Source organism: Paenibacillus ginsengarvi, from assembly GCF_003626695.1.
In the GTDB taxonomy this organism is placed as follows: domain Bacteria; phylum Bacillota; class Bacilli; order Paenibacillales; family NBRC-103111; genus Paenibacillus_AB; species Paenibacillus_AB ginsengarvi.
Genome location: NZ_RBAH01000009.1, coordinates 61,561 through 81,501 on the forward strand (window position 1 = coordinate 61,561; position 19,941 = coordinate 81,501).

General features: G+C 57.3%; 19 protein-coding genes and 1 other annotated feature. All 19 genes read left to right on the forward strand.

All coding sequences use genetic code 11. The features are described from left to right. Window positions 1-44 precede the first annotated feature (44 nt). The 19 genes from D7M11_RS14090 to D7M11_RS14180 all read left to right on the forward strand — a co-directional run bounded on the left by D7M11_RS14090 (window position 45) and on the right by D7M11_RS14180 (window position 19,941). Complete coding sequence (locus D7M11_RS14090) at window positions 45-1,571, forward strand: ribonuclease H-like domain-containing protein (RefSeq protein ID WP_120747874.1); 1,527 nt, start codon at window positions 45-47, stop codon at window positions 1,569-1,571. Continuing rightward, a complete protein-coding gene (locus tag D7M11_RS14095; RefSeq protein ID WP_120747875.1) occupies window positions 1,568-2,371 on the forward strand; it encodes an HAD-IIA family hydrolase in 804 nt (267 codons plus the stop codon). The genes D7M11_RS14090 and D7M11_RS14095 overlap by 4 nt, the downstream gene beginning before the upstream one ends. Window positions 2,372-2,464: 93 nt before the next feature. Beyond that, entirely contained in the window at window positions 2,465-3,274 is an 810-nt protein-coding gene (locus tag D7M11_RS14100; RefSeq protein ID WP_120747876.1) for an Fpg/Nei family DNA glycosylase, read from the forward strand. A 15-nt stretch (window positions 3,275-3,289) separates the two neighbouring features. Next, window positions 3,290-4,129 carry a deoxyribonuclease IV gene (locus D7M11_RS14105; RefSeq protein ID WP_120747877.1) on the forward strand — a complete coding sequence of 280 codons (840 nt, stop codon included), beginning with the start codon at window positions 3,290-3,292 and terminating at the stop codon, window positions 4,127-4,129. After that, entirely contained in the window at window positions 4,126-4,497 is a 372-nt protein-coding gene (locus tag D7M11_RS14110; RefSeq protein WP_120747878.1) for a cyclic-phosphate processing receiver domain-containing protein, read from the forward strand. The genes D7M11_RS14105 and D7M11_RS14110 overlap by 4 nt, the downstream gene beginning before the upstream one ends. 92 nt (window positions 4,498-4,589) lie before the next feature. Continuing rightward, window positions 4,590-5,354: an ABC transporter ATP-binding protein gene (locus D7M11_RS14115; RefSeq protein ID WP_120747879.1), complete on the forward strand. Its 765-nt coding sequence runs from the start codon at window positions 4,590-4,592 to the stop codon at window positions 5,352-5,354. Between the two features lie 66 nt (window positions 5,355-5,420). Beyond that, on the forward strand, window positions 5,421-6,467 hold the full coding sequence (locus D7M11_RS14120; RefSeq protein WP_120747880.1) for an SAM-dependent methyltransferase: 1,047 nt from the start codon (window positions 5,421-5,423) through the stop codon (window positions 6,465-6,467). 42 nt (window positions 6,468-6,509) lie between these two features. Further along, window positions 6,510-6,769 (forward strand) — a binding site (T-box leader). A gap of 81 nt (window positions 6,770-6,850) precedes the next feature. Continuing rightward, window positions 6,851-7,801 carry a threonine ammonia-lyase gene (ilvA, locus tag D7M11_RS14125; protein WP_158606597.1) on the forward strand — a complete coding sequence of 317 codons (951 nt, stop codon included), beginning with the start codon at window positions 6,851-6,853 and terminating at the stop codon, window positions 7,799-7,801. Between the two features lie 73 nt (window positions 7,802-7,874). Then, window positions 7,875-8,846: a C40 family peptidase gene (locus tag D7M11_RS14130; RefSeq protein WP_120747882.1), complete on the forward strand. Its 972-nt coding sequence runs from the start codon at window positions 7,875-7,877 to the stop codon at window positions 8,844-8,846. A 102-nt stretch (window positions 8,847-8,948) separates the two neighbouring features. Continuing rightward, a complete protein-coding gene (locus D7M11_RS14135) occupies window positions 8,949-10,610 on the forward strand; it encodes a serine/threonine-protein kinase (RefSeq protein WP_120747883.1) in 1,662 nt (553 codons plus the stop codon). A gap of 322 nt (window positions 10,611-10,932) precedes the next feature. Next, window positions 10,933-12,108 (forward strand): P-loop NTPase family protein, encoded by a 1,176-nt coding sequence (locus D7M11_RS14140; RefSeq protein ID WP_120747884.1) that lies wholly within the window; start codon window positions 10,933-10,935, stop codon window positions 12,106-12,108. Beyond that, the gene (locus D7M11_RS14145) at window positions 12,062-13,288 is read left to right on the forward strand and encodes a TadA family conjugal transfer-associated ATPase (protein ID WP_120747885.1); all 1,227 of its coding nucleotides are present in this window, start codon (window positions 12,062-12,064) and stop codon (window positions 13,286-13,288) included. Before D7M11_RS14140 ends, D7M11_RS14145 begins: the two co-directional genes overlap by 47 nt. 22 nt (window positions 13,289-13,310) lie before the next feature. Then, a complete protein-coding gene (locus D7M11_RS14150; RefSeq protein WP_120747886.1) occupies window positions 13,311-14,201 on the forward strand; it encodes a type II secretion system F family protein in 891 nt (296 codons plus the stop codon). Between the two features lie 4 nt (window positions 14,202-14,205). Beyond that, the gene (locus D7M11_RS14155) at window positions 14,206-14,973 is read left to right on the forward strand and encodes a type II secretion system F family protein (protein WP_120747887.1); all 768 of its coding nucleotides are present in this window, start codon (window positions 14,206-14,208) and stop codon (window positions 14,971-14,973) included. A 68-nt stretch (window positions 14,974-15,041) separates the two neighbouring features. Further along, window positions 15,042-15,272, forward strand: a complete 231-nt coding sequence (locus D7M11_RS14160; protein ID WP_120747888.1) for a Flp1 family type IVb pilin — start codon at window positions 15,042-15,044, stop codon at window positions 15,270-15,272. Continuing rightward, on the forward strand, window positions 15,269-16,333 hold the full coding sequence (locus tag D7M11_RS14165) for a TadE/TadG family type IV pilus assembly protein (RefSeq protein ID WP_120747889.1): 1,065 nt from the start codon (window positions 15,269-15,271) through the stop codon (window positions 16,331-16,333). Before D7M11_RS14160 ends, D7M11_RS14165 begins: the two co-directional genes overlap by 4 nt. Before the next feature lie 87 nt (window positions 16,334-16,420). Continuing rightward, window positions 16,421-18,655 carry a hypothetical protein gene (locus D7M11_RS14170; protein ID WP_120747890.1) on the forward strand — a complete coding sequence of 745 codons (2,235 nt, stop codon included), beginning with the start codon at window positions 16,421-16,423 and terminating at the stop codon, window positions 18,653-18,655. A 209-nt stretch (window positions 18,656-18,864) separates the two neighbouring features. Next, window positions 18,865-19,407 carry a hypothetical protein gene (locus D7M11_RS14175; RefSeq protein WP_240041107.1) on the forward strand — a complete coding sequence of 181 codons (543 nt, stop codon included), beginning with the start codon at window positions 18,865-18,867 and terminating at the stop codon, window positions 19,405-19,407. Between the two features lie 21 nt (window positions 19,408-19,428). Further along, the gene (locus tag D7M11_RS14180) at window positions 19,429-19,941 is read left to right on the forward strand and encodes an A24 family peptidase (protein WP_158606598.1); all 513 of its coding nucleotides are present in this window, start codon (window positions 19,429-19,431) and stop codon (window positions 19,939-19,941) included.

Genomic DNA, 19,941 nt, shown 5'->3' on the forward strand with positions numbered 1-19,941 from the left:
TGAATATATCATTAACGCCCTTAGAGAATCGAGGTGAATCCCGGATGAGCTCTCTAAAAGAACGACTGGGTCGGCTTAAAAAGAGCGCCGGCGTCCAGGAGGAGGCTTCCGGCGCGGTTTCGCGGCCGCCGGAGCGGGAGAAGGAGCCGGAGCCGCAGGAGCCCGCCGGGCTCGGCGCCGCATGGGAGCGGCTGGATGCAACGATGCAGCATAATGACTGGGGACAGTTCATTATGCGGTCCCGGCGGTACCCGCTGCAGCACGCGCACGGCACGTACCGCCTTGGAGAACTGTGCGGAGAGGCGGAACCTCTCGTCGCCCTCGCTGCGGCGGGCACGAGGAAGACCGGAGGCCAAACGGGGCGGCGCGGGAAGTCCGCGGTTGCCGAGGCTGGCGCCGATTTGGAGCCATACGCCCTGTCGGTTCTCCACGGAAGGCTGCTGTTTCTCGATACCGAGACGACAGGGCTGGGCGTCGGAGCGGGCAACGTGGCGTTCATGATCGGGATCGGCTTTTACGAGCAGGACTGTTTCGTGGTTGAGCAGCTGTTCATCCGCAATCCCGCCGAGGAAGCGGCGATGCTGCAGCATTTGCGCCAGCGGATGGAGCAGCGGGACATGCTCGTTTCTTATAACGGTAAATGCTTCGACTGGCCGATTTTGAAAAACCGGTACATCTTGAACAGGCAAAAGGAGTACGCGGTGGACCCGGTCCATTTCGATTTCCTGTATCCGTCGCGGAGCTTGTGGCGCAATACGCTGCCGTCATGCCGGCTCAGCATGGTCGAGAAGATGAGGCTGGGCCTAAGCCGTCTGGACGACGTTCCCGGCTCGCTTGCTCCGGCGCTGTATTTTCAATATTTGGCGGAAGGCGATCCGGCGCTGCTGGCTGGCGTATTCGACCATAACGAAATGGACGTTCTCACGCTGGCCTGTCTAGCCGCCCATTTCGCGAAGCTGCTGCAAGGCGAGGTGTCCCGCGCCGGAATGGACGCAGAAGAGCTGTACCGGCTGGCGCTCTGGTTCGACAAGCTGGGCCGGGCGGATGAGGCCGACGAGGTATTCCGCGAGCTGCTCGACCGGGAAGCGGAGCAAGCGGCCGATTACTGGCTGCCCGTTGCCGAGTTTTACAAGCGGCAAGGGCGTTACAGCCCGGCCATTTCGCTATGGGAGAAAACGATTGAGCGAAAGCGGCTTTCGCGAATGGCGCCTCTCGTTCCTTACATCGAGCTGGCGATGTTCTACGAGCACCGCGATAAAAATTACGAGCAGGCGCTCGCTTACGCGGAACAGGCGCTTGAACGGGCCAGGGAGAGAATGTCGGCGGCCCGGATGAACGAGGACGGGGCCGAGGATCTCGAGGCGGTCCGTAAGCGTGTCGAGCGTTTGCAAGCGAAGCGGGACGCCGCCTTGCGAAAAGGAAACGCGGATCGTAAGGACGTTCCTGTCAAGTCCGGGAAAAAGGCGGCGAAGGCCGGCCCGCGAACGGCAGTTTGGCAAGAGCTGCTGCCGATTGAAAGTATAGAGAGGCGAAATGCCGGCAGGACGGAGCGGAGGGCGGAATCCAGATGAACACAAGCACAAAGGCCGGTTTTTTAATTGATCTCGACGGAACGATGTACGCCGGGCATCGTTCGATCCCGCATGCTGCGGCATTTATCGATACGCTCAGGGAGAAGGGGCACCCGCTGTTGTTCGTCACGAACAATTCGTCCCGGACGCCGGAGGCGGTTGCGGACCACCTGGCCTATCACGGGATAACGGCGTTTGCGCAGGATATTGTCACCTCTTCGCAGGCTGCCGCCCGTTATGTTGCGGAGCGCGGACGGGGACGCCGAGTGTACGCGATCGGCGAGGAAGGGCTGCGCGCCGCTTTGCTCGAGGCGGGGATGGAGCTTGTGGACGATCGTCCCGATTATGTCGTGCAGGGGATTGACCGCGAGTTTTCGTACCGGAAGCTGGAGCAGGCTGTCGGTTACATAGCAGCCGGAGCCGAATACGTGCTTACGAATCCGGACCGGCTGCTTCCGGCGGACGGCAAGCTTGTTCCCGGCGCCGGCGCCATAGCCGCCTCGATTCGCGAGGCGCTGAAGCAAACGCCAACCGTGATCGGCAAGCCGTTCGAGCCGATTATGCGATATGCGCTGGAGCGCCTTCCCTGCGACGGCGAAGTGTGGGCGGTCGGCGATAACCCGGAAACGGACATCGGCGCCGGGAAGGCGGCGGGCCTTAAGACAGCGCTTGTTTTGACCGGTGTCGCCACGCCCGATAATGTGGACCGCCTGCTGATGGAAACGCGAGTTCGGCCGGATCTTGTCTGTACGGACTTGGCGGAGCTGCTGGATCGTCTCGGAATAGCCGGGTCCCGCTAGCGCTTCCTGCTGCATACGTTGCCGATGAGGGTATGAAAGGGGCATCCGCGTGGGCAAAATATGGAAAAATGCGTAAAAAGGAAGGTGCCCCGCATGCCCGAGCTTCCGGAAATGGAGACGTACCGAACGCTGTTGTCGCAGCGCATCTTGCACACTCCTATCGCTGCCGTGCAGGTGGAGCGAGAGAAGTCGATCAATGTGCCGGTTCCGACGTTCCGCGATCGAGTGGAAGGCCGAACCATAACCGGCATATCGAGACGAGCGAAGCATTTGCTTTTTCATTTGGACAGCGGTTCGGTTTTGCTGCTGCATCTCATGCTCGGCGGCTGGATGTTTTACGGCACCGAACGCGAGAAGCCGGACAGAACGACGCAGGTCGTTTTGTCGTTCGGGGAACGCTCTCTGTATTTTATCGGGCTTCGTCTCGGTTATTTGCATCTGCATACGACCGAAGAAACGGCCGAAAGGCTGTCCGAGCTAGGGCCGGAGCCGATTGCCCCAGATTTTGACGCGAAGGTTCTGGGACGGCTTCTTACCAGCAAACGCACAACGCTCAAGCAGGCGCTAACCGATCAGAGGACGATGGCTGGAATCGGCAACTGTTATGCCGACGAACTCGCCTTCGACGCTGGAATACTACCTACGCGGAGAACGAATACGCTGTCGGCGGCAGATCACGAGAAGCTGTTCCACTCGATGCGAAGCGTGCTGGCGGAGGCGATCCGATTCGGCGGATATATGGAAAATCCGCTGTTTCCCGGAGACGCCTTGACCGGCGGCTTCGATTCCCGCTGCAAAGTGTACGACCGCGGAGGCGAGCCTTGTCTGCGATGCGGCAGCCCGCTCGTGCAGGAAGAGCTCGCTTCCCGCAAAGTGTTTTACTGCTTGCAGTGCCAGGAGTGAAGGGGGGCGGGCCGCTTGAATTACGGAGCCCATGTCAGCATACGCGGCGGTTTTCTGGAGGCGGCGAAGCTGGCCCGTCGAATCGGCGGGACGTCGTATCAATATTTTCCGAAAAATCCGCGCAGCTTGACGCTGAAAAAAGTGGATAAACGCGATGCGGAAGCATGCGCCGCCTTTTGCCGGGAGCATTCGCTGCAATCGATCGCGCACACCCCTTATCCGACGAATTTGAGTGCCGACGCGGGCGAGCGAAGAGACTCGGTCGTAGCGTCGCTGCTGAACGATCTGGAAATCGCCGATGCTTGCGGATCGGTCGGCATCATTGTTCATTTCGGCATCTATAAAGGCGCGGTGCAGCTGGACGGCTACAAAAATATTGTGAACACGCTGAACGAGGTGCTGCTTCGCTGGAGCGGTACGACGAAGCTGCTTATCGAGAATCAGTCCGGGGAACATGCGAGAATGGGCATGACGTTTGAGGAACTGGTCGGCATCCGCAATTTATGCGCCAAGCCGGAGTATGTCGGCTTTTGTCTGGATACGTGCCATGCGTTCGCAAGCGGGCTCTGGAACGGAGCGAATTGGGCGGAAGTCCGCGCCAAAGGCGAAGCGCTCGGCTATTTTCAGCATCTGAAGGCGGTTCACTTGAACGATTCTGTTTATCCGTTTGGAGCTTATAAGGACCGTCATGCCAATATCGGAAGAGGGGAAATCGGGGAGGCGGCTTTTCGCGATTTTTTGACCTCGATGCGCTCGCTGCCGATTCCGGCCGTGCTGGAGACGCCGGTGACGGAAGCGATAACGCATGAGCGCGAAATCGGAGAGCTGTACCGGTTATCGGAGGGGAAACGATGATCGATCTGTATATGGACGATGCCCGGGCTTGTCCGAAGGGGTTTGTACTGGCGAAAAATGCGGCCGAATGCAACGAGCTGCTGCTCGGCTGCGACGTTCGCGTCTTGTCGCTCGACTACGATCTGGGCTGGAACGAGCCAACCGGGATGGACGTCGTCCGTTTTATCGTAACGGAGCGTAAGTATCCGGCCGTCATTTATTTGCATACGTCGAGCGCAGCCGGCAAGCAGGCGATGTACCAGGCGCTTTATATGAACAAACCGCCGCATGTCCGCATCTATAACCACCCGGCACCGGATCGCGTGCTGCACCAAATCGCCGAAGGAAATTTCCAAGTGGAAAACGATGGCGAAGCTGCGCTACAATGAGTAAGGTGCTTTAACGGGGTTATGAGTTATTCCGTCCAAAGCTCCTATGAACTCATTCATCGCATTGGATATGGAGGAAGGGGCTACATAGCATGATCCGCTTGGACAACATTCATTTTATTCGCGGCGAACGCAACATCTTAAACGATGTCAGCCTGCATATGAAGCAAGGGGAAAATTGGGTCATTCTCGGCAAAAACGGCTCGGGCAAAACGACCGTGCTCGAGCTTATAACCGGCTATCAGTTTCCGACATCGGGCAAAGTGCGCGTGCTTGGACAGCCTTACGGCGAAGTGGATTTGCGGCTGGTGCGTCACAAAATCGGCTACATTAGCCAATCGCTTATGGAGAAGCTGACGATGCGCGACCCGGTATGGGAAGTCGTGGCGACGGGCGAATACGGCTTTTTGCGGTTTTATCAGGACATTCCGGACGAGGTCAAGCAGAAGGCGATCGAGAAGCTGGAGCAGGTCCGGCTGCCTCATGTGGCGGAGCAGCCGCTGGGCACGCTGTCGCAGGGGGAACGGAAAAAAATTATGCTCGCCCGCGCACTCATGACCGACCCGTCTGTACTCATTTTGGACGAGCCGTGCTCGGGACTCGACCTGTTCGAACGCGAGCAGTTGCTTGAAGATATTCAGGAGCTCGGCAAGTCGGGACTGCTTATGGTATACGTGACGCACCATATCGAAGAGATCGTTCCTGTCTTCACCCATATCGCGCTCATGGATCAAGGCCAGATTGTTGCCCAGGGCGAGAAAAAACAAGTGCTCACGAAAGAGCTGCTGCGGGATGCGTACCACGTGCCGGTTGATATCGAATGGTTCAAAGACCGTCCTTGGATTCATGTTGTGTAATAACGGATTATTTTATTTTATGGCGTTAAATAGGTATGGGATTAAACATAGGGCGGAGGTGCTTTCATGAACGAACTAGCCGACTCCGCGGACGTGTCGCGATTTGTCGTTACGTCCAATCGCGGATTCGCGGCTTACGCGCAGGACGAACTCCGCTCGCTTACGCCGGGAACGAAGTTCGACGAGTTGATCGCGGCGGAAACGTACGTGATGCGTATTCCGCTGGACCGCGAAACGGCGATTCGCCGCATTACCGGCAACGAGCCGATCTTTCTGCGGCATATGTTTCCGATCGACGAAACGGTCGCTTACTCCGGAGGAAACGAGGACATAGGAGCGATTGCAGCCGCCGTTGCCAAGCTGGCCCCTGCCGCGGGCCGCTCGGCAGCCATCCAGATCCGCAAAGCAGAGCGCTTGTCGCCTGGCTTTGAAATGAGCGAGCTGAAGCTGGGGATTGTGAGTATGCTGCACGAAACGTACGATGCGGATGCCGTAGCCAAGGATGCGGATTACATCGTATCTGTGTTTTTGACGGAGGAAGCCGCCTACATCGGCATCTCCGAGCCGGAGCAAAATTTGTCCGATTGGCCGGGAGGCGCAGTCCGCTTCCGTAAGGAGGAGGGACAAGTATCGCGTGCCAAGTTCAAGCTGCTCGAAGCGGAGTACGAATTCGGACTCGACTTGAGCCGTTACGCCAAGGCGCTCGACATCGGAGCAGCTCCAGGTGGCTGGACGTCGCTGCTGCTGGAGCGAGGCGTGGAGGTAACGGCGGTGGACCCCGCCGATTTGCATCCGGACCTGCTTGGTCATCCGAAGCTTACGTTTATGAAACGCAACGCGGGCGATGTCAAGTTTTGCGAGCATTCCTATGACCTGCTGGTTTGCGATATGAGCTGGAGTCCGAAGATGATGGTGAAGCTGATCCTGCCCCTGCTTGAAGCGCTTAAGCCGGGAGGAGCCGCGATCATTACGCTCAAGCTGATGCACGGCAAGCCGTTCCAGACCGTCAAAGATTGCGTACGGGCGATGCAGCCGGGAATGGAGCTGGTCAAGGCGAAGCAGCTTTTTCATAACCGGGACGAGCTGACCGTCTTTTTAACCAAAAAATATTGATCTTCGTTGTATGTTATGTTATATTAAAAGGCAATTATAGTAGTAAAGTTGATGAAGAGGAAGAGTACTCGCTTTCCCTGTTCCCAGAGAGTCGGCGGTTTGGTGCGAGCCGATGTGCAGACGGCGAAGAATATCACCTTGGAGATGGAACCCGAACTTAGGTAGGGAACACGGATTTCCTCCGTTACAGGGAACGGCATATGATGGTATGCCGGTCAGAAGCGCCGAAGCTTCGTTTCAGGCTTTATGCCGCAGCGAATTCGGAATTAGGGTGGTACCGCGAGAACGCTCTCGTCCCTTGAGGATGAGAGCTTTTTTTGTTTTCTAAAATTGTTCGATGAGGTGGTTTAGATGGGGATTACCAAGTAGGATACCAGGATATTGTGCAAGCCAAGTTCAGATTGAACGGACATATTCACCGGACGCCGCTCGTTCATTCGCAAACGTTCAGCCGGATGACCGGTACGGAGCTGTATATGAAGCTGGAAAATATGCAGCGGACCGGGGCGTTCAAAGTGCGGGGAGCGATGAACAAAATCGCGACCTTGACCTCGGCCGAAAGGGCAGCCGGCGTCGTAACCGCTTCGGCGGGCAACCATGCGCAGGGCGTGGCGCTCGCGGCGGCGCAACTGGGCATACCGTCGATCGTCGTCATGCCGTCCGGAGCGCCCGAGGCGAAAATCGTGGCAACCGAAGGGTATGGCTCGAAAGTGATTTTGCATGGAACGAGCTACGACGATGCTTATGAAGAAGCTCTGCGTCTATCGCGTTCGAATGGCGCTACACTCGTACACGCCTTTAACGATCCATATGTGATCGCAGGTCAGGGAACGGTAGGGTTGGAGCTGCTGGACGATCTGCCGAATGTGGACGCGATTCTAGTTCCCGTGGGCGGCGGTGGTCTCATCTCCGGCATAGCGCTCGCGGCGAAAACGGTGCGTCCGGATATCCGCATCATCGGGGTGCAGCCAACGAACGCCAGCTCCGGCCACGATTCCTGGCGCAGCAGGTCGATTGTGCGCGTCGAGAACCCGACGTCCGTCGCCGACGGGCTGCTCGTCAAAAGGCCGGGCGATCTGACGCTGCCCATGATGCTGAAGTACGTCGACGACTTCGTGCTCGTCTCGGAGGAAGAAATCGCCGAAGCGATGGTGATGCTTCTCGAACGGGCCAAGGTGCTCGCCGAAGGCGCTGGGGCCGTCTGCCTCGCTGCGGTCATGAATCGCTCGCTGGGTCTCGAGAAGCGCAATGTGGCGCTTGTGCTGAGCGGCGGCAACGTCGATCTGCTGCGCTGGGCTCATACACTTTCGCCGAAGACGGTTCACCATGCTTGATCCGGGAGTCGCTGGCATAGTTGCCGGGCGCTTTGCATAAAAGGAAGTATGCTTCAAAGGGGAGGTTGCGAAGTTGACCCATTCCGCCGGGGAAAACGGAGATCAGTACAGGCCGGGAGCACGCTTTGTGATCCATACACCGGTCGCCACCTTATGGGGGGAGCCGAACCGGAACCGCCCGCTTGACGAGGCTTCCGTCGCCGCCGTAACCGATATTCGGGCATGGGCGCAAGCGATGACGCTCGAGCAGAAGCTATGGCTCGTCGGCAAGCTCGAGACGCAGGCCTTATACGGCGAGAAAGCAATATTGCTGGAAACAAGGGGCGACTGGGCGAAGGTGATCGTGCCGGAGCAACCCACTTCGCGCGACGAACGGGGATACCCCGGCTGGTTGCCGCTGTGGCAATTGTCGCCGGAAAGCGAGCCGGCAGCGAGTCTGGACAGCCCGACCGCAGTTATACGGACCCGATCGGCCTTTCTGTTTGACGATCCCGAAGGCAAGCAGCCTTTTCTCGAGGTAAGCTTCAATACGAAGCTTCCGGTTGCAGAGGAGCTTGGCTCGGTTTTCGCTGTATGCACGCCTGCGGATGGGGTCAAATATGTGCCGAAGGCGAGCGTGCTGTACATTTGCGGCAATGGTCCCGGAGATGCGGCTCCTCCGATCGGAGAGCAGCTTGTACATATGGCGAAGCAGTTTCTTGGTCTACCGTATTTATGGGCCGGCCTTTCCGGTTTTGGCTTCGATTGTTCGGGATTTACTTACTCGCTTTACCGCTTTTATGGCATCCCTATCCCGCGCGACGCCTCGGATCAGAGCAAGATCGGCCGTGCTGTCGACAAAGACGGTTTGCGGGCCGGGGATTTGCTTTTTTTCGCCCATCAGGACGGCAGTGGGAGCATTCACCATGTCGGGATGTACGCGGGGGACGGCGAAATGATCCATGCGCCGAATTCGGCGCGGTCGATTGAGCGCATTTCGCTGGAAGCCGATCCGTACAAGCACGAATATGCGGGAGCAAGACGGTATTTGCCGGAAACCCGCTGACGAGAAACGGCATGAAACGACGCCGGTTGGCAAGAAATGGTGGAAACGTACCGTCGTTTTCCGTTATAATGGGCTATACATCCATTACTATGGGGGGAAACGATGGATCGTTTTTTTGACGATACGGGAAGCGGCGTCCGCTTGGCGGGCACCGTGTTCGGCGGCCGGTACCGGATCGTCCGGCCGTTAGGGGAAGGCGGCATGAGCGCCGTTTATTTGGCGGAAGACTTGAAGCTGCCGGGCAAAAGATGGGCGGTCAAACGGACGCGCGAGTACGGCATCTCCGAGCTCTCCGCTTCGCGGGAAGCGGCGGTGCTTATGAAGCTGAGCCATCCTTATTTGCCTCATGTCGTCGACTTTTTTCCGCCGGATGAAGAAGGATACAGCCATCTCGTGATGGAATATATCGACGGCGTTACGCTGCAGCAATTGTTCGAGCAAAACGGGGGCGAGCTGCCGCTGCAAGCGCTCATTCGCTACGCGGTTCAGCTTTGCGAGCTGCTTCACTATTTGCACGGACTGGAGTCGGGACCGGTCATTTTTCGCGACATTAAGCCGTCGAACATCATGGTCGATACCCAGGATCATGTGCGTCTGATCGACTTTGGCATCGCCAGAAAGCATACGCCGGGGCGCGAGACGGATACGGTTGCGCTTGGGACGATCGGGTATGCCGCGCCTGAGCTGCTGGAGCAAGGATATTCCGACTATCGGTCGGATCTGTATTCGCTTGGAGCGACGCTGTACTACTTGCTCAGCGAAGGGCGTACGTTTCATGCCGCAAGGCAGCCGCTGGAGCTCTCCGGTCAGACTCGCGAGCGTATGGTGGCCGAGCTGGTGAACAAGCTGCTCGACGATAGGCCGGATAAACGGCCGCAATCGGCGGCCGAAGTGAAAGCGATGCTCGAGATGAGTCTGGAATCGGACAAGCCTCGGACTTATGCAGATTCCGTTAAGGATCAGGCTTCGCTGCACGAAGCGCGCCGAATCCGAATTGTCGTTGGTGGCTTGTACGCGGGAGCGGGTGCGACCTTTACCGCCGTCGCGATCGCTTCGCTGCTGAGCGATGCGGGGGTCACGAATGCCGTCGTGGAACATCCCGCCGTGCGGCCCGATCTGTACGGGCTGCTGGACGGCGAGCGGAATGCGCCAGCTAACTACGACTACTGGTCTGCGAGGCCGGACAGCGGCCGGACCATTTGGCGCAGCGGTAGAACCGAATGGGTGGCGCTGCATCCGGACGAAGACAAGCTCCATCCCGTGCCGGTTCATCATCTCGAGCAGCGTCTGTTCCGGATTCACGCGGCGGTCACGATTCTCGATATCGGGGACCGGTGGCACGAGCCGGGCGTATCCGAGCTGCTGGATGAGTCCGATATCGTCGTCGCCGTTGCCGATCCGTTGCCGTCGCGCTGGATGCTGGCGTCGACGAGGGCGAACTGCGAGCTGCTGATGAAGAGGCACGAGATGATGAATAACGTACATTTTATCGCCAACAAGTCGATCTCGTTCAGCGGAGGCAAAGAATGGCTCGCCTCCTATCCGATCCGGCCGTCGGCCATCATCCCCGGCGTACCTCTGGAGGAAATCGTCCGCTGCTCCTGGAAAGGCGAGCCGGTGCAGCAGCAAGGAACGGTGAAGGCAACGCTTCAAAAAGCTCTGGGCCCGTGGCTTGGCCAGACTGTGCAGCCGACCGGCAGGCGGGATAACGGACGGTTTGGCGGTGGGAACTGGCTCGGCAAATTTTTTTCGGCCCGCTCTTGATCCAAAGGAATTGTATGGTATAATCAGTATAAATTTGAATTTGCTAGCGGAAGCACCGCAGACTACGGTATTGGATACCGTCGTTTGGGGTGCTTATTTGTTTTTTCGCCCGGACTTGCCCGCGAGCATACGCTTGCAGGTTCCGGTCACCGCCTGGCAAAGGCAAGCAGGCAAGCGTTCTCGGGAGGTGTTGGGCCTTGACCCGCAAGCAGGCGATCGCAGTTGCCATAGCCGGCGCCGTTGCCGGATTCGTATCGATCGCATCGGGGCTTTGGACGATGTATGGTCCTTGAAATGAACCAAGAAGGAGGTGATGTTACTTATGTCTGGCAGGTTGGAGCTTGTTATATACGATCGGGATGCTGGATATTTGAAGCTCCTGACGGAGTATATCCGCGAGACCGAATGGAGTCGCACGCTGACCGTCAAGCAGGCAACGAAGCCGGAAATGCTGCGTGAATATGCACAAGACGGAAGCGCGGCCCTCTATGTCGTTCATTCTGATTTTGGCGAAGCGGATACCGGATGGGGGTTCGTTATCCGTCTATACGAAACGAAGCAAGAAGCGGATGAGGCGGCACCCGGCATGCCGGGAATTTATAAATATCAGCCGCTGCACCAACTGCTTGGCCGTATTCTCGGTTTGTACCGGGCGCAGGCGGAATCCGTCAGAGCGTCTTCGACCGGAAGACGGACGCCGGTGTACACCGTGTTCTCAGCGGCAGGCGGCGTCGGGAAAACGACGATAGCGCAGCATATGGCCCGAGCGATTGCGGCACAAGGCGAGCGATGTCTGTACTGGAACATGGAGCTTGTCCCCGGTTCGGTATTGCCGAAGGAAACGGACGGGGAGCAGGCTGCCCGGTTCGTATACGGGCTGCGGACGAATGCCGCTTGGACGACGGACAGCTTGAACGGCCTCCTTTACCGGGCGGAGCCGTATGGATTCGATTATTTTCCGGGGTTTCGCAAATTTCGGGAAACGATCGAGCTGACGGCGGAAGACGCAGGCAAACTGATCGGACATTTGAAGCAGCTTGGCCGCTATGACGCTATCGTTTTCGATTCGGATACATCCTTGGGCGAACGTGTACGGGGGACCCTGTCGCTTAGCGACGCTGTTCTCTGCATCGTTACAGAGGACGGAGATTCAGCGGCCAGAAGCTTCAAGCTGCTTGCGGAATGGGAGGAGGCGTTCGGCGACGCCTCGTTGACGGACCGCAACAAATTGCGGTTCGTACTGAACAAGCATACCGGATCGGTATCAGGCACACTGCCTGCGCCCTCCGACATGACGCCATCCGCTGTGCCGCTTGCGGGGAAGCTGCCTTATGTGCCGGCATGGAAGCAGAAGCACGGGGCGTCCGGCAAGCCTTCGGCCGAACCGTTATTTACCGAAGGCATTGTAAGGCTTCTAAGCGAATTGCGCCGGACCGAAGGAGGGATGTCGAATGTCGATCGACTCGATTACGCGGACGCTTCGCGAAACGGTTCGTAACAAGATCGACTTGTCCGGGGCGCATTCGGACGAAAGCTTTACGCGTCTGATCGAAGAGACGGTGCTGGCTTATTCCGGCGAACGCTATTTGTCAGCCAGAGACCGGTTATCCGTAGTCAAGACGATATTCAACTCGTTTCGAGGTCTCGATGTACTACAGCCGCTGATCGACAGCGGTGATATTACCGAGATCATGATCAATGCGCACGATGAAATATTCATTGAGCGTAACGGCCGCATCGAGCGCCACACAGCGCAATTCGAATCCGCGGAAAAGCTGGAGGACGTCATTCAGACGATTGTGGCGAAAGTGAACCGGGTTGTCAACGAATCGAGTCCGATTGTGGACGCCCGCCTGGCCGACGGGTCGCGCGTCAATGTCGTGCTTCCTCCGATTGCGTTGAAGGGGCCAGCGATGACGATCCGGAAATTTCCGGCAAGTCCGCTTTTGATGGGCGATCTCATCGCCCGCGGCGCCATAGACGGGCCAGCCGCCGATTTTTTGGCGACGCTCGTTAGGGCCAAATACAATCTGTTTATCGGCGGCGGCACCGGTAGCGGGAAAACAACGTTTCTGAACGCGCTGTGCGCCTTCGTTCAGCCGGATGAGCGCATCATTACGATCGAGGATTCGGCCGAGCTGCAAATTCAAGGCGTGCCGAACTGGGTCCGGCTGGAAACGCGCAATGCCAACACGGAAGGCAAAGGGGCGATTACGATCCGCGAGCTCATCCGCTCTTCGCTGCGGATGCGGCCGAACCGGATCATCGTCGGCGAGGTGCGCGGCGCCGAATGCTTTGATATGCTGCAAGCGATGAACACCGGTCATGACGGCAGCTTGTCGACCGGCCATGCTAACTCGGTGGCGGATATGCTGAGCCGTCTGGAGACGATGGTACTGAGCGGAGGCGGCGCCTTGCCTGTCGAGGTTGTCCGCAAGCAGATCGATTCCGCGCTTGATGTAATGATCCATTTGACCCGGTTCCGCGACCGGAGCCGCAAAGTGACTGAAATTACCGAGCTGGCCGGATTTGAGAACGGCGAATATCGGCTTAACCCGCTGTATACGTTCGTCGAGACGGGCGAGGACGAAGCAGGCAACGTGATTGGCGGTCTGGTACCGACAGGGAACAGACTGCAAAACGTGCAGAAGCTGAAGCTGTCCGGAATCGAAAGCTGAATGCTAACGAAAGGAGGAGCACATGCAGAGCATCCTTGTAGCGCTCGTTTGCGGCGCTGCGTCTTATGCCGTTTACTTGATGATCGTCAAGCTGAAAGGAACGACTATTTGGACGCGGTTTCAGGCGATGGAGAGCAAGCGGGACTTTTCGCGCCGCAAGCAAGCAGCGCCTTCCGGCAGCTACGACGAATACGCGATGTCCGTTTCGCAAACAACAACCGCATGCTTACTGGCGGGAATCGTATTGTCCGCCATAGGGTTTCTGTTCTATAAAAATATTGCGATATGCGCCGTCTTGTCGCTCGCCGCATTCTACTATCCGCGAATCAGGCGGAAGCAGCTTATCCACAAGCGGAAGGACGAACTGAGACAGCAGTTCAAGCATGCTTTGTATTCGTTATCCTCGGCATTGTCTGCAGGGAAATCAGTTGAGAACGCTTTTTTGGAGGCGCGCGGCGATCTGCGTCTGCTGTACCCCGATCAAGCGACCGATATGATCGTGGAGCTAGATCGCGTGAACCGGCGCACGGAGAACGGGGAGCCTGTAGAAAAATCGCTGCTCGATTTCGGCCGGCGGAGCGGCATCGAGGATGTGCAGCAATTTGCGGAAGCTTTCGCCGCTTGCAAGCGGACCGGAGGCGATCTCGTCGAGGTCATGCGCCGCACCTCGAATCTGATCGGCGAGAAGATGGAGATCGAGCAGGATATTCGGGTTATGGTCGCGCAAAAAAGATTCGAGGCGAAAGCGCTCGGTTTCATCCCGTTCATCATCGTCGCCTTCCTGGCGTTCAGCTCGCCGGACTATATGGAGCCGCTCTACACGGGAGCGGGCCGGCTCATTATGACGGTCTCGCTAGTCATACTCGGGGCCAGCCAGTGGCTGGCGCACACCATTATGGATATCGGGACGTGAAAAGATGGATTTGCTCCGGCTTATGATTCCGCTGTCCGCAGCAATTGCGGCCAAGATCAGACTCGTGGAACGGCTGTCCTCCGGACGCTGGAATATTTATCGCAAAATGATCGGCTTGTACGGCGAAGACAGCGAACTGCGGCATACGAAACGGTTCGCGGCCGATCTCATATCGGTCGTTCTTCTGGGTCTGCTTGGCGTGGCCGCGATGGGGGCTGTGACCCGGGGCGATCCGTACGTGATCGTATCGATGGTTTCCCTTGTCGTGCTTGGCCCGCTCTTTATGATTCGTCGGCTGGATCGGCAGGTAGCCGGCAAAAGAAGAAAGCTTGTGATGGAGCTGCCGGAATTTTTGAACAAGCTGACGCTGCTTGTGAATGCCGGTGAAACGGTGCAAGGGGCGATTATCCGCTGTGCCGAATCCGAGCCGCCTGTACGCGGAGGCGGACCTTTGCAAGCCGAGCTTGCCATGCTGGCAAACCGGCTGCGTAATAACGAGTCGCTTCCGGTTGCGCTGGAGAAGCTCAGCAGACGATGCGGCATTGCCGAGATGTCGCTATTTACGACAACGGTGCTGATGAACTACAGGCGCGGCGGGGACGTGTTCGTCGTATCGCTGCGCTCGCTGAACCGGGATTTGTGGGAGAAGCGGAAGGCGATGACGCGCACGCTCGGCGAGGAAGCTTCGTCGAAGCTTATCTTTCCGATGCTACTGATCCTGCTTGCGGTTATGGCGATCGTCGCCGCCCCTGCGGTTATGCTAATGGATTAAGGAACTTTGACGGATTTACCGATCTGGCTGTTTTAAAGTTCCCAAAAACAAAAATGGAGGAAAACGGGATGAACTTGAATACGCTCAAACAACAAATCATGCAGTTCTGGGAAGAGGAGGACGGGCTCGGCACGCTGGAGCTGCTGCTTATCGTAGCGGTGCTCGTCATTGTAGCCGTAGCGTTCCGTAAATGGATTCTAGGCTTTATTAAGAAGCTTTTCGGCGAAGCGAATCAAGAGCTCGGGAGCACTGGGACGAAGGACTGCTTGACTTCGCCGGATTCTTGCAAAAGCCCATGAGGACTCGTCGCGTCGGCTCTCCCGCTATCGTCAGTTCAGCGGAGGCGCTTCGCAAACATGCGGCTACACTGGCTCGTTCGGAAAAAGGCAGCTATACGCTGGAATCAGCGCTCATCTATCCGACGATTTTGATTGCAGTCGTTTCCCTTATATTCGTCAGCTTATTCGTTTACAAGCAGGCGAGTTTGTATGAGACCGCATCGGAGACGGCCGAGAGAGCCGCCTTCACTTGGGACAACTCGGGTAAAGATTTCGAATCCGGCTATGTGCTGCCGAATCGGCATGACGGGCTGTACTGGCGTACCGGAAGCGACGGTTTAAGCGGCATGTTTTCGTTTGGCGGCGGCTTCGGCTTGCAAAAGGTAGAGCTTCCGGCCGGCTCTAACGGCAATGTCTCATCCGCCGCCGCAGCACCGGCCGGGAAGCTTGCGAGGGCGGCGGGCGAGCTGCCTGGCCTTTTTGAAGGGGAACTGACGTATCGTCACGGCATTATCGACAGGGAAGTGACCGTACGCCTGGAGCAGACAGGAACGCTTCCCTTTATGGCCAAGACATGGATGCATTCGCGAATGGACGCGGAAGTGCGCAGCGTCGTGACAGAGCCGGCCGAGTTGATCCGCAGCATCGACTTTGTGCGAACGTTCGTCGTTCGCGTCAAAGACCTGCTCACAAAGTCGAAGGCGGAGGAGATCGTTCCGGCTGAAGCGCTCCAGGAGGAGCAGCGGCGGCTTGTGTTTGCCCGCGCGGCCGAGGCTGCGGAATACGTAAGGGGCATTACCGGAGGAAAAGTGACGGAAGTGAAAGCGCCCAGCGGGCGAAGAATACTCGATGCGCTGGACGCCGACGGCCTCATGCATGAAGTGAAGCTCGGCTATACGTCCAAGTCGAAAGATATCGAGTCGCAAATCGTCAAGGACGTCGAGCTGATGCGGCAAAGCACGGAGGTGAAAGGAGCCGTATGGCACTTTTTCCGTAAGGAGAAGGACGGCAAGATCGGACCGTCCAAGCCGCTGCGGCAATATTTGGAACAGCAAGGCATTATAGTCGTCATTCATCAGTAACATTCGCTTATTTCATATCCAGAACTGAACCCCCAAAAGTGAAAAAGCTTTTGAGGGGGCTTCAAAACTCGCTGGGAGGCCGCCCGCATGTGGAAATCAAGAGCCGGATCGGTTTCCATCTCGCTCATTTTACTGATTGCGCCTTTATTTACGTTTCATGCCGCCTTGATTGACGCGGCCCGCGTGCAAATGGGAGAACGTCAAGCCGAGACGGCAACGAAGACTGCGCTTCGCTCGGTGCTGTCCGCCTACGATCCGACGCTCAGAGGATACGGCTTGTTCGCCGTCGGGCTTAATCCGGCAGCAAGCTCGGATTTGTTTGAGCAGGTGCTAACCGAGAACCTGAACACCGGCGGAAACGGCTCGTTCAGCGTGGTTCAGCCTTCTTTCGTATCCGCAAAGCTTCAGCCGCTGTATACGCTGGGCAATCAGTCCGTGTTCGGCAGGCAGGTGCTGGAGGAAATGAAGTACCGGGCGCCTGTCGAGTTCGCGCTTGGCGTTACGGACAAGCTGACCGGCAAATCGGGAGCGGCATCGATGCTTGGCGGCGTATCGCAATTCGCAAAGCAGGCGGGTAACATCGAGACACTGATCGAACAGCGGGATGACGAGCTGGACGCGGCCTGGTCGGCCTCGCGCGAAGCGGTCGCGAAAGCGTCGACCTACGAAGCGTATTATGCGAAAAAGCTGGAACGGCTGGACGAGCTATGCCGGTTGATCGGCCTTCGCACCGCGGAAGATCTGAATCGGGATATTCGCGCTCTGAAAGCGCAGGCCGATTCGCTCCAGCAGGCGATTCGGGAAAGGCAGGCAGGACTTGCCGGACTGCTTCAGGCGGGTGTTCAAGCCGTCGAACAACTGATCGCGATTCAGCAAGCTATTGGTGAGCTTGAAAGAAAACTAGGAGATATTCAGAAGCAAATCGGCGATCTGGAGCTTATTCTGCGGTATATCGCCGAGTATACACTGCTGATGAACACGACGAAGCTGGAGGCGGAGCGGGACCGGATCGCGATGAGCGACAGAGTGAGCCGGATTTTCGAGAAACTCGACCGGGCCAAATCGCTGGACGATCAGATTCGCGCGGAGCTCACTGTGCCGGCCGATTCCGGCATCGCTGTGGATGCCCTGGCAGCGGCAACGATGCCGGATTCGTACTACGTCAAGTACAAAACCGGTGCCGGCGGGCTCGGGGCGTTGTTCAGCGGCTTTGAAACCGCATTGTCCGTCACGGCGCTATTTGTCGGTGAAAACAAATTCGATTCGGCGAGGAAACAAGATCTGGATGCATCGAACGAGGCATACGGGCAAAAGGCGCAGCAATTCGCGGCGGAGCAAGGCGCTGAGGAAAACAAACGCACGGCAGCGAAAGACAGCGTATCGAAGCGAAAAAAAGAAGAAAAGCTGCGGTATGCGCAAATTTGGGACGAGCTTCGCAAAATTTGGGCGGATTGCGGCAGCGATTCGACGGCAGCCTATGCAAGGCTTGAAGTGGGAGATCCGGCCTCGGGGGAAGTCTCTTTGAACCGCAAATATGCGGATTACAACCGGATCGAATCGGCTCAGGCTGCGGCGAATGCGGAGATGGGAGATTCGGATACGGCGATTCAAAAAACGACGGGGTTGATCGACAAGCTGCTTGGCGGCATCGGCTCGGCTGCCGGCCAATTTCGCGACGAGTTGTACTACAATGAATACGCGCTGACGAAATTCAACTACCGAACTTACGGGAAGGAGATTGGACCGGACGGCTATCCCAAGCCGGATTACGAAAGCTCGCAGCGGGAAAGTCACGAGCTTGAGACGCAGGAAGCGGAATATTTGATCTACGGGCTCAATTCCTGCCTGAAAAATCAGTCGGCCGCCTACGCGGAAATGTTCGCCATCCGGCTGGCCGTGCGGACGGCGGAAGCGCTGATGGCCCCGGAATCGAAGGTCGTAACGATGGGCAATCCGCTGCTGACGTTGTTGTGGGCGCTCGCGGAAGGAGCCGGCCGTGCGTACGTGGATATGACGAAGCTCGTCAGCGGCGAGGAAGTGCAGGTTAGCGATAAAACGCCAGCCGCGCTAACGATGAACTACAAAGACTACTTACGGCTGTTCCTGATGCTCCATACGAAGCGCGAGCCGATGATGACACGGATGCAGAGCTTGATCGAACTGAACACGAATCAGGACTTACGGCAATCGGCCGCGTACATGCAAGTTCGTACGGAAACGAGGGTTGGGTTATGGTTTATGCCATTTACGCTGTCCGCGTTCGGCTACCCGGTCCAGGGCAACCAAGCTCAAGTGACGAAGTCTGCGATGCTTTCGTATTAACATGGCCTGGGGCCCGAGACACTAAATTTTGAAGCCAGGGGGGAATTCGGATCAAAGAAACGATCGGGCCTCCCGCCAGATGCGGGAGCTGGCATAAGCTTGTTCGGGGGGAAACAGGCAGCGTAAGCCTGGAGGCTACCGTCGTCTTCCCCTTTTTTCTAGCCTTCGTATTAGCGCTCGTATGTTTGATTAAGCTGACTGTGGCAGATATGGCTTTGCAGCACGCGGTGACGGAAACCGCCAAGCAGATGGCGGCGAGCGCCTATCCGGTCGAGCTTCTGGCGAACGAAGCGAAGCAGGCGTATTCGCAGAGCAGCGTCGGCGTTACGGCCGGAGAGTGGCTCGGCAAAATAACCGCGGCCCGCGATAAGCTGCTGCAAGGCGAGCAGTGGGCGGAGGATTATAAAGCGTTCATTCCCGATTTTGCCGTGCAGCTCGTCGAGTGGGAGCAGGTGAAGCGGGAGCAGACCGAACAGATGGCCCAGGATGAGGTCGCTCAATTCTTTGAGGAAAGGATTGCGCCTTTGATCAGATCGGCTTTCAAGCAAGCGGTACTGCGTTATGCGGATGCGAATGTGCTGAAGGCAGATAGGCTGACCGTCACTGAGGTCGAGCTGCCGAGCTTTACGGAGCCGGATAAGAAGTTTATCGGCATTACGGCACAGTATGCTGTGAAGCTGCCGATACCGTTTGTAAACAAGTCGATCACGCTTCGCAAGAAAGCGTATGAGCGAATATGGACCGGAGCTTGAATGCGGTTAGGAGGAGCCCTATTGATCATTGCAGCATTGGCGGTACTGCTGGCGCTTACGCTTTATCACGATTGGAAAGAAAATAAAATACCGAACCGTTACACCGTGGCCGGTATCGCAGCCGGGCTGCTGTACCACGGCTCGCTTGGCGGATGGAGCGGCCTGTTGAACGCAGCTCTCGGTCTTGTAACCGGCTTCGGCATCATGCTTGTGCTGTATGTATTCAAAGCGGTAGGCGCGGGAGATGTGAAGCTGTTCGGCGCGATCGGGGCGATGACCGGAGGGGCATTTGTACTGAACGGCGCCATCAATTCGATCTTGTTCGCGGCCGTTATCGGCCTGGCTATGATTGCTTATCGCCGGGAGCTGGCGGCAAGACTCGGCAACACGTTCGCCTTGCTGTTTAATCTGCTGCTCCAGCGGGATACGGCAGGGCTGGTCGCCTATCGGAGCCAAGCGGCGACATTCCCGTTTATGTATGCGGTGCTGCCCGGTATCGCCTTCACCTTTACCTATTGCTATCCCGCCTTATGA